The organism is Pseudocitrobacter vendiensis, from assembly GCF_943590815.1.
Lineage (GTDB): Bacteria > Pseudomonadota > Gammaproteobacteria > Enterobacterales > Enterobacteriaceae > Pseudocitrobacter > Pseudocitrobacter vendiensis.
The window spans coordinates 202,143-212,322 of sequence record NZ_CALSBS010000007.1; the positions used below are offsets into that span (position 1 = coordinate 202,143).

12 protein-coding genes are annotated in these 10,180 nt (G+C 50.5%); 9 read left to right on the forward strand and 3 right to left on the reverse strand.

The window, feature by feature from the left end; translation table 11 throughout:
• Positions 1-2: 2 nt before the first annotated feature.
• Entirely contained in the window at positions 3-656 is a 654-nt protein-coding gene (locus NMC31_RS10395; RefSeq protein ID WP_253897864.1) for a LuxR C-terminal-related transcriptional regulator, read from the reverse strand.
• 485 nt (positions 657-1,141) lie between these two features.
• Positions 1,142-2,122: a type IV pilus twitching motility protein PilT gene (locus NMC31_RS10400; RefSeq protein ID WP_253897865.1), complete on the reverse strand. Its 981-nt coding sequence runs from the start codon at positions 2,120-2,122 to the stop codon at positions 1,142-1,144.
• A 17-nt stretch (positions 2,123-2,139) separates the two neighbouring features.
• Here NMC31_RS10400 and NMC31_RS10405 point away from each other — a divergent pair, with 17 nt between their 5' ends.
• The 8 genes from NMC31_RS10405 to NMC31_RS10440 all read left to right on the forward strand — a co-directional run bounded on the left by NMC31_RS10405 (position 2,140) and on the right by NMC31_RS10440 (position 8,585).
• Positions 2,140-2,853: a YggS family pyridoxal phosphate-dependent enzyme gene (locus NMC31_RS10405; protein ID WP_253897866.1), complete on the forward strand. Its 714-nt coding sequence runs from the start codon at positions 2,140-2,142 to the stop codon at positions 2,851-2,853.
• Positions 2,854-2,861: 8 nt separating this feature from the next.
• Positions 2,862-3,428, forward strand: coding sequence for a YggT family protein (locus tag NMC31_RS10410; protein ID WP_108475809.1), 567 nt, complete (start codon positions 2,862-2,864; stop codon positions 3,426-3,428).
• Positions 3,425-3,715, forward strand: coding sequence for a DUF167 family protein YggU (yggU, locus tag NMC31_RS10415; RefSeq protein WP_253897867.1), 291 nt, complete (start codon positions 3,425-3,427; stop codon positions 3,713-3,715). The genes NMC31_RS10410 and yggU overlap by 4 nt, the downstream gene beginning before the upstream one ends.
• An 8-nt stretch (positions 3,716-3,723) precedes the next feature.
• Positions 3,724-4,317 carry an XTP/dITP diphosphatase gene (locus NMC31_RS10420; protein WP_253897868.1) on the forward strand — a complete coding sequence of 198 codons (594 nt, stop codon included), beginning with the start codon at positions 3,724-3,726 and terminating at the stop codon, positions 4,315-4,317.
• Complete coding sequence (gene hemW, locus NMC31_RS10425; protein WP_253897869.1) at positions 4,310-5,446, forward strand: radical SAM family heme chaperone HemW; 1,137 nt, start codon at positions 4,310-4,312, stop codon at positions 5,444-5,446. Before NMC31_RS10420 ends, hemW begins: the two co-directional genes overlap by 8 nt.
• Positions 5,447-5,745: 299 nt before the next feature.
• On the forward strand, positions 5,746-6,732 hold the full coding sequence (locus tag NMC31_RS10430) for a TRAP transporter substrate-binding protein (RefSeq protein WP_149463243.1): 987 nt from the start codon (positions 5,746-5,748) through the stop codon (positions 6,730-6,732).
• Positions 6,733-6,780: 48 nt separating this feature from the next.
• A complete protein-coding gene (locus tag NMC31_RS10435) occupies positions 6,781-7,284 on the forward strand; it encodes a TRAP transporter small permease (RefSeq protein ID WP_149463242.1) in 504 nt (167 codons plus the stop codon).
• Positions 7,284-8,585: a TRAP transporter large permease gene (locus tag NMC31_RS10440; RefSeq protein ID WP_253897870.1), complete on the forward strand. Its 1,302-nt coding sequence runs from the start codon at positions 7,284-7,286 to the stop codon at positions 8,583-8,585. Before NMC31_RS10435 ends, NMC31_RS10440 begins: the two co-directional genes overlap by 1 nt.
• Before the next feature lie 78 nt (positions 8,586-8,663).
• Here NMC31_RS10440 and NMC31_RS10445 read toward each other — a convergent pair whose 3' ends face one another.
• Complete coding sequence (locus NMC31_RS10445; RefSeq protein ID WP_253897871.1) at positions 8,664-9,668, reverse strand: DUF1202 family protein; 1,005 nt, start codon at positions 9,666-9,668, stop codon at positions 8,664-8,666.
• A gap of 150 nt (positions 9,669-9,818) precedes the next feature.
• Between NMC31_RS10445 and NMC31_RS10450 the strand changes: the two genes are divergently transcribed.
• Positions 9,819-10,180, forward strand: a 362-nt coding sequence (locus NMC31_RS10450) for an endonuclease domain-containing protein (RefSeq protein WP_253897872.1), incomplete at its 3' end; no start/stop codon positions are given.

Below are 10,180 nucleotides of genomic sequence, written 5' to 3' on the forward strand. Positions count from 1 at the left end.
ACTTAGTGGCGCAAATTTTCATTAGCCCAGCTGACAGCCTGGGTTCTGTTTTTCACGCTTAACTTACGGAAAACATTATATAAGTGTGTACGGACTGTATTTTCACTGATGAACAGCGCACGAGCAATATCCATATTGGTCGCACCATGACGTAACTCATTAAGAATTTCGCATTCACGTTCGGTCAGCGGAATATTGTCTGATGATTCAGTCGGCTGTTCAACTGCGTACATTGCCGGATGCATTACGCTCAATTCAGCAGTCTGTTCACCGTTCAGCACGGCTTTGACACCCTCAATTAAGCGCGATTCTTCATCATCATGACGGAATACACCGTACAGCGCGGGCCACTGCGCCATTTCGTATAATTCATACTTTTGCGCACTGTTAATAATAAGTAAACGCGGAGAATCAAACTGCACGCGGATAATATCGCGCCAGATACCGTTCAATTTTTTGTTCGATACCGCGATATCAAACAGCACCACAGTACCTTTAGCAAGGCGCTGTACCATCGGCTTGTTGATATTGTGAACATCTACAGAAACTGAAAGTAAATCAGAAAGATAACCTGCGAATGCATTGGCCTGTACTGACGGGTGGGTGATTAAAATGATTTTGCGGGATTTAGATACACTCTCTGATACATCAAGCATTTGAAACTCTCCTTAGTATTTTGCCACCATCATGGTGTTTTAATAAATCAAAGCAATCTTAATTGTCATGCATAATAATAATCAAGACAGTATGAAGTGAAACAATATTTCATAAGAATAATCCTAATTCCATAATTAGGATAGAACGATCCCCGCTGAGTGTCAAAAGAATATCACCCTTTTTTTCTATGTCTGCACAAGATAATGTTGTGCATTCGTATAAAAATCCGTCAGCCTTATTACTTAGATATTATAGCTTAGGCACAGCATGTTTCACTGATGATTATATTTTCGCAGAATAATAACGGAGTGTTGAATTCACAAATAGAACATTATTACAACAGAATAACGAACAAACGTCACATTCATCATATATTGAAACATTTTTTCTTGCTGATTAATTCCAAAAACCCTACTGCCATCACAGTAATAACACTTATCTATTAGAAATAGAATTAATAAGTACAGGAGAAATAGCCTAATCCTTATAACTTACCCTTCGCCATACATTGTTGATAGCTTTGCGTAAAAGTTTGCATCCCTGCCTGCTGTCCAGTTTGCATGACACCCGGTAACTGGTGGTTTTTCCCCTCGCGGATCAGGTTACCTACCGCTGGGGTATTCACCAGCAGCTCGAAGAGCGCCAGTCGTCCATCTTGTTTATCCGCGACCAGTTTTTGCGCCACCACCGCACACAGGCTGTTCGCCAGTTGGCTGCGCACTGGCTCTTTTTCCTGCGCCGGAAAAACGTCAACCAAACGTTCAATCGCCTGAGCTGCACCGCGCGTATGCAATGTCGCCAGCACCAGATGACCTGTTTCAGCGGCGGTTAATGCCAGCCGGATCGCCTCGCTATCACGCAACTCCCCCAGCAGGATAACGTCGGGGTCCTGTCGTAACGCGCCGCGCAGCGCCTCAGCGAATGAAGCGGTATGTTGACCTATTTCGCGTTGTTGAATTAAGCAGCGCTGGCTGGTGTGAATAAACTCCACCGGATCTTCCAGCGTCAGAATATGCCCATCCAGCGTGTTGTTGAGGTAATCAACCATCGCGGCAAGCGTTGTTGACTTACCGCTCCCCGTTGCGCCGGTGACCAGTATCAACCCACCCTCTTCATGCAACAGTTCGGGTAGAGCAGCAGGCACGCCGAGTTCAGCGAGCGTTGGGCAGCGTGTCGGTAGCACGCGCAATGCCAGCGAAACACCGCGCGCATGGCGAAATGCGTTGGCGCGCAGGCGTGGCCCCTCAGAAGGCGCTATTGCGAAATCAAGCTGGCCCTGCGCCCGCCATTGCCGATGTTGTGCTTCGCTTAACCAACGCCCTAACAGTGCTTCTGGTTCCGGCGATAAAAATGGTGCAGATTCGAGCAAGCCACGACGTCGCCATCGCGCCATTACCCCGCTACACAGGTGTAGATCCGACACGTTATGCTTTACACTAAGCGCCACGATTTCTTGTATTTCCATAAGACCCACCAGCAAATATGAACGATATAGCGCATAACCTGGCACAGGTCCGGGACAAAATCTCAGCCGCTGCATCACGATGCGGCCGGCTTTCAGAAGAAGTTACGCTGCTTGCAGTCAGCAAAACAAAACCTGCGAGCGCCGTCGAAGAAGCGATGGCAGCCGGACAGCGAGCGTTTGGCGAAAACTACGTTCAGGAAGGTGTGGAAAAAATCCGCTTCTTCCAGGACAAAGGCATAACGGATCTGCAATGGCACTTTATTGGCCCGTTGCAGTCCAACAAAAGTCGCCTGGTGGCGGAGCATTTCGACTGGTGCCACACGGTTGACCGGTTAAAGATCGCCACCCGACTCAGCGAACAGCGCCCTGCGCATTTGCCGCCGCTTAACGTGCTCATTCAGGTCAACATTAGCGATGAGCAGAGTAAATCAGGCATCGCGCCCGAGGCGGTTGACGCGTTAGCGGCGGAGGTTTCCGCCCTGCCTAATCTCTGTCTGCGCGGTGTAATGGCCATTCCGGCACCGGAAACCAAGTACGATAAGCAGTTTGCCGTCGCCCAACAAATGGCGGTAGCATTCGCGCGGCTGAAGACGCACTACCCTACAGTTGATACGCTCTCACTGGGCATGTCAGACGATATGGAAGCCGCCATTGCGGCGGGTAGCACTATGGTACGCATCGGCACCGCGATTTTCGGTGCGCGTGATTACACAAAAAATAAGGAACTCTGAGGAACGCCATGAAGACGTTGACTTTCCTGCTCTCAACAGTGATCGAACTGTACACAATGGTGCTACTGCTGCGCGTCTGGATGCAGTGGGCGCGCTGTGATTTTTACAACCCGTTCTCCCAGTTTGTGGTGAAAATTACCCAACCTATCGTGGGGCCGCTGCGCCGCATCATTCCGGCGATGGGACCGCTCGACAGTTCTTCTCTGCTCGTAGCCTTTATTCTGAGCGTTATCAAGGCGATTACCCTGTTTATGGTTATCACCTTCCAGCCGATAATCTGGATTGCGGCGGTGCTGATCCTGCTGAAAACCACCGGCCTGCTTATCTTCTGGGTACTGCTGCTGATGGCGATTATGAGCTGGGTAAGCCAGGGCCGTAGCCCGGTTGAGTTTGTACTGATGCAGCTTGCCGATCCGTTGCTGCGCCCAATTCGCAAGTTGCTGCCTTCGATGGGCGGTATCGATTTCTCGCCGATGATCCTCGTGTTGCTGCTCTACGTACTTAATATGGGCATCGCCGAAGTGTTACAGGCAACGGGCAACATGCTGCTGCCGGGGCTGTGGATGGCGCTATGAGTGCCGTAATATCCTGCGACGACGGGCTGGTACTGCGGCTGTATATTCAGCCGAAGGCCAGTCGTGACAGCATTGTGGGTGAGCATGGCGACGAATTAAAAGTCGCCATTACCGCCCCGCCGGTCGATGGACAGGCCAATGCCCATCTGGTGAAATTTCTCGCCAAACAGTTTAAGGTCGCCAAAAGCCAGGTCATCATCGAGAAAGGTGAACTGGGCCGCCATAAACAGGTTAAAATCATTCATCCGCAGCACATTCCAGCGGGCGTCGACGCCCTCATAAATTAGGATATCCCATGCAAAAAGTTGTCCTCGCTACCGGTAATGCCGGTAAAGTGCGCGAGCTCGCCTCGTTGCTGAGCGATTTTGGTCTCGATATCGTTGCGCAAACCGATCTTGGCGTCGATTCCGCCGAAGAGACTGGCCTGACGTTCATTGAGAACGCGATCCTTAAGGCGCGTCATGCGTCGCAGGTTACCGGCCTGCCCGCAATTGCCGATGACTCAGGGCTGGCGGTGGATTATCTCGGCGGTGCGCCGGGTATCTATTCCGCACGTTATTCCGGTGAAGGCGCGACCGACGAGCGCAATCTGCAAAAACTGCTGGAAACGTTGAAAGATGTACCAGACGACCAGCGTCAGGCGCAGTTCCACTGTGTGCTGGTTTACCTGCGTCATGCGGAAGACCCCACGCCGCTGGTGTGCCACGGCCGCTGGCCGGGCGTCATCACCCACACGCCTGCGGGCAACGGTGGCTTCGGCTACGATCCTATTTTTTATGTCCCCTCTGTTGGGAAAACCGCCGCTGAATTGACGCGTGAAGAGAAGATTGCCATCTCTCACCGTGGTCAGGCGCTAAAACAGTTACTGGAAGCATTACGAAATGGCTAATTTGCCGCCTCTAAGTCTTTATATTCACATCCCGTGGTGCGTGCAGAAATGTCCGTACTGCGACTTTAATTCGCACGCGCTGAAAGGCGAGGTGCCGCACGACGATTATGTTCAGCATCTGCTGAGTGATTTAGATGCTGACGTGGCTTACGCGCAGGGACGTGAAGTAAAGACCATTTTTATTGGCGGCGGTACGCCGAGCCTGCTTTCAGGCCCGGCGATGCAAACGTTGCTGGATGGCGTGCGCGCGCGTCTTACTCTGGCGGCGGATGCAGAAATCACCATGGAAGCAAACCCCGGTACGGTGGAAGCGGATCGCTTCGTCGATTACCAGCGTGCGGGCGTGAACCGCATCTCCATTGGTGTGCAGAGCTTCAGCGAAACCAAGCTGAAATGTCTGGGGCGTATTCACGGCCCTGAAGAAGCCAAACGCGCGGCGAATCTGGCGACGGGCCTGGGCCTGCGCAGCTTCAACCTTGACCTGATGCACGGCCTGCCGGACCAGTCTCTGGAAGAAGCACTCGACGATTTGCGCCAGGCGATTGCACTCAATCCACCGCATCTTTCCTGGTATCAATTAACCATTGAACCCAACACCCTGTTTGGCTCGCGCCCACCGGTGCTGCCGGATGACGACGCGCTGTGGGATATCTTCGAGCAGGGCGATAAGCTGCTGACGGCAGCAGGTTATCAACAGTATGAAACCTCGGCCTATGCAAAACCGGGCTATCAGTGCCAGCACAATCTCAACTACTGGCGCTTTGGCGACTACCTCGGCATTGGTTGCGGCGCACACGGCAAAGTTACCTTCCCGGACGGGCGCATTCTACGTACCGCCAAAACGCGCCACCCGCGCGGCTATATGGAAGGACGCTACCTGGAACGCCAGCATGATGTCGACGCGGCCGATAAACCGTTTGAGTTCTTTATGAACCGCTTCCGCCTGCTGGAACCCGCCCCGCGCCATGAGTTTAGCCGTTATACGGGGCTCAGTGAGCAAGCGATTCGCCCACAAATTGACGAAGCGCTGGTGCAGGGGTATCTGACCGAATGCGCAGAGTACTGGCAGATTACCGAGCACGGGAAACTGTTTTTGAACTCGCTGTTGGAATTATTCCTTAGTGAGTAAATGAAGAATTCGCCATTAGAATTAATGGCGAATTCCATAACTCATTTTTTCCGATTCAATCACTCAATATTTATCGAATAATCCCACCATTAATATTTAGCAAAATAATAAAATCAAAGCATCGAATACAAAATAAATATAATACAGCGCACAAAAAAAGCATTTAATGCGTAGATAAAGTAAAAGTGTGAGAGCGGTAGCGAAAAGTTGTCGGACAACCAGGATAATATGTCATACAGCAAACAAGACTGTTCCGACAGATATAAACCACCAAAAATGAAAGTGCATGGAGCCTATTAATGAAAACTCTCTCTTTTCGCCAATCGCTGGTCTGCGCATCGCTTTTCGCTTTACTCTCCACTGGGGTGAATGCGGCAGAAAAAGTGACATTGAAACTGGCGCATAACCTTGAGCGTAGCCACGTTGTTCATCAGACTTTTGAGGAAATGGCCAAAGAGGTTAAGCAACTCTCCGACGGCAAAATGACGATTCGCATCTATCCCAGTAGCCAAATGGGTAACGCCCGCGAAGCCATGGAGCTTTTACAAAACGGAGCGTTAGATATGACAAAAGGCTCGGCGAGCGATCTTGAATCTTTCGACAACGTTTACGCTATCTATAACCTTCCTTTTTTATTTAAAGATCAGTCCCACTTTAATAAAGTCGTATTTGGCGATGTCGGCCACGAAATTATGCAGTCTACAAAAGATAAAGGGTTCTTTGCTCTTTCTGCCTACGTAGCCGGTACGCGTAGCTTTTACGCGAAAAAGCCGATTACTAAACCAGACGATTTAAAAGGGCTGAAAATTCGCGTTCAACCCAGCCCAACAACAATTAAGATGATTGAATTAATGGGGGGCTCGCCTACACCTATTTCTTTTGGTGAAGTCTATACCGCTATGCAACAGGGCGTCGTGGACGGAGCGGAGAATAACGTCCCTTCCTGGGTACAAACTCGCCATATTGAAATTGCCAAAGTCTTTTCAGAAGATGAGCATGCTTCTATTCCCGACTTCCTGGTCATTTCGACAAAAACCTGGAACAAACTCACCCCAGAACAGCAGGAGATTCTGACGAAAGCGGCCAGGGACTCTGAGGCCTATCAGCAAAAGCTGTGGGATAAAATTGACGCTGATACCCGTGCGCAGGCAAAAGCGATGGGTGCTGAGATTGTCAAAGTCGATAAAGCCCCGTTCCGTGCAGCCGTCCAGCCGCTGTTCGATGATTTCAATAAAGATCCAAAACAAGCCGCATTGCTGGCTAAGTTCGAAGCCGCCGCAGAATAATGCTTTCGCGGGCCAGCTACTGGCCCGCATTCACCAGGATGATAAACAATGATATTTATCCGCACGAAACACGCGGTGGACCGCGCGATCGCCGCGTTTTCCGTCGCCGTTATGGTCGCGCTTGTCGTCTGTGTAGTCTGGCAAGTATTCAGCCGCTACGTGTTAAATCAGCCCAGCACCCTTACCGACGAGCTGGCGCGCTTCCTGATGATTTGGGTAGGTTTGCTTGGGGCTGCCTACACCGTGGGTGCACAGCGTCATCTGGCGATTGATCTGTTAGCAATGATGCTAAAACCGCGTAAGCAAATGCTGCTGAGCGTGTTGATTAACCTGCTCATTTTCCTTTTTTCCGGCTCAGTCATCGTCACGGGCGGTTTGAAGTTAATCGCCAAAACGCTGGCGACCGCACAGGTTTCTGCTGCAATGCAAATCCCCATGGGCTACGTCTATCTGATCTTACCGCTATCTGGCCTCATCATGATGTTCTACGCCTTGTGGTTTATCGCTAATGGCCTGGTTCGCCTGAAACAGTCTACAGAAGGAGCATGCTAATGGACGGTTATATTGCACTCACACTGTTTGGCGCCTTCTTTATACTGGTGTTTATCGGTGTTCCGATTTCGTTTTCAATTGGCATTGCTACCGTCGCGTCAATGCTGCTGATGTTTCCATGGGATATCGCGGTTATTACCGTTTCCCAACGTCTGGCGAACGGTCTGGACAACTTTGCTTTGCTGGCGATCCCCTTCTTTATATTTGCGGGGACACTCATGAACAGCGGTGGTATTGCGATACGCCTGATAAACCTCGCGCAGGTAATGGTGGGCCGCGTTCCGGGCTCGCTCGGCCATGTAAACGTACTCGCTAATATGATGTTTGGTTCTATCTCTGGTTCTGCGGTGGCCGCCGCAGCCGCCGTGGGGGGAACGTTGCATCCTATTCAGACCCAAAAAGGCTACGATCCGGCATTCTCGACGGCAGTCAACGTCTCATCATGCATCACCGGGCTGTTGATTCCGCCTTCTAACGTACTGATTGTTTTCTCTCTTACCGCAGGCGGCGTTTCGGTAGCATCACTGTTTATGGCGGGCTATTTGCCGGGTATTCTGATGGGCCTGTCGATTATGGTCGTTTGCGCGATTATTGCCAAACGACGCGGTTATCCCGTATCTGAACGCCCCACTTGTGCCCAGGCGGCAAAAGCGTTCCTTGATGCGCTACCAAGCCTGCTGCTGGTGATTATTGTCATGGGCGGTATTCTCGGTGGGATTTTCACGGCGACTGAGGCTTCTGCCATTGCGGTGGTATACACCTTTGTTCTGTCAGTGATTATCTATCGTGAGGTGAAATGGCGTGACCTGCCGAAGCTGATTCTGGAGTCGGTAGTGACAACCTCTATCGTCCTGTTGCTGATCGGTTTTTCCGTCGGGATGTCGTGGGCGATGACCAATGCGGATATTCCCTACATGATCAGCGATACGCTGATGGGGATCTCTGAAAACCCGATTGTGATCCTGCTGCTTATCAACATCGTTTTGTTGATCGTCGGGATTTTCATGGATATGACGCCTGCGGTTCTGATTTTCACGCCAATCTTCCTGCCCATTGCGCAGGATCTGGGCATGGACCCGGTGCATTTCGGAATTATGATGGTCGCTAACCTGTGCATAGGTCTGTTAACGCCGCCCGTTGGCAGTGCATTGTTTGTCGGCTGTTCCATTTCAGGCGTTAAGATCCAGCAGTTGATCAAGCCGTTACTGCCGTTCTATGCCGCGCTGTTGATAGCCTTACTCATGATCGCCTACATTCCGCAGATCTCACTGTTTGTGCCGCAGCTTTTAGGGCTGATGTAAGATTTGCTACGACCCGGCGGGCTGCACGACGCCGGGTTTATATCGGGCCTGTCACTCCACATTGTCAGGCCCAGGTATTTAGCGGATAACCCCCTCTTTGCGCAGCCGTTCTACACCTTCCGCCCATAATTTCGCATCGCTCGTTAATTCATAATTACTCGACTCCAGGACCACCATCTGCCCGCGCAGCGCTTCGCGTTTTTTCGTTAGTGGTTCAACTTTTTTCTCAAGAGCCTCGATTTCAGCTTTTACCTTCGTACTTATCGCATCATGCTGACGCGCATATTCTGCACTCTTCTCTTCTTGCGCTTTATCGCGGGCGGCATTAATCGATGTGGTATCGCAATTGCCTTTTTTCTGACAGGCAATCAGCGCGGGTTCATACACCTTGATGTAATACTGATTGATAAACTTATTCATGTCGTTTTTGCTATCAACGTCGTATACCTCAGCACGCTTTGCTCTTAACACAGCATCACGCCCAAGGGGCTTACCGTTGCTATCCGTTCCCCAGGCTTTGTTAATCTGCTCGTCCAGCGCCTCAATTTGTTGACTGAGCGCTTTATACTGCTTCTGCTGTTTTTCTACGCTCGCCTTACTATCAGCAAATTGCGCATCCAGTTTCGCGAATTGCGCCATAAAGCCGCTGTCGTTTACAATCAGTGACTTACTTAAATTTTCATTCTTACTGAATGGCCTGCCTATACGTTTTGCCGCTGCTTGCATGGAGTAAAACTCGGTGCTCCAGCTCGAAGCCTTCGTGCCAACCGCAGTCATCATCGCTGAAAATTTCACGGGTTGATCTTTTGTCCAGGTTCTTTCGTAAAACGTATAGTCTCCGGCTATGCCGACAACAGCATAAAGATTATCGGTCGCGATAATATCCCCTTCGATGGTATAGGTAGCCCGGTTCCCCACCTTCTCAATCTGTTGCAGCGTGATATCTCCCATGCGTATCAGTCCGTCAGACTGTTTTGCAAATTGTTGTTTTATGACGTCATCGGTTGGAGTGTTGTCATCAGCCAGGACATGAGCCGCGAAGCAGCACAACAGGAGTGCCGCAGATTTCCAGGCGAGTTTCATGGTTTAAATCCTTTTAGTGAGTAAGGACGTCATCATACGAAACTCGCCCACGAAGGAAGGATAAACAGAATCTGAAAGTACGCTGGAAGACGGATTCCAGTTTTGATTATGAGATCTGACGACGGTTGAACGTAGTGGCAACATGAAGGGATGGAGAAACGACGGGAATATGCAAAGACGCTACGGCGCCAGCAAACGAAGGAAGAACTGCGGCTGTGGTATGTGTTGAGGGGGCGACGGTTTTATGGTTTTAAGTTCCGTCGGCAAATGCCAATTGGGAATTACATTGTTGATTTTGCCTGCTACAAAGCGGCTCTGATTATCGAACTGGACGGGGGACAGCATGCTGAATGTGTTGAATATGATGAGATGCGTACTGGCTTCCTGGAACGGCAGGAATGGCTGGTTTTACGTTTCTGGAATAATGACTTTAGAAATAATGAAGAGGGAGTTCTGTTGACAATTTTGAGGCATCTGCAAACCCGCGCCCCTCACCCCGGCCCTCTCCCGCA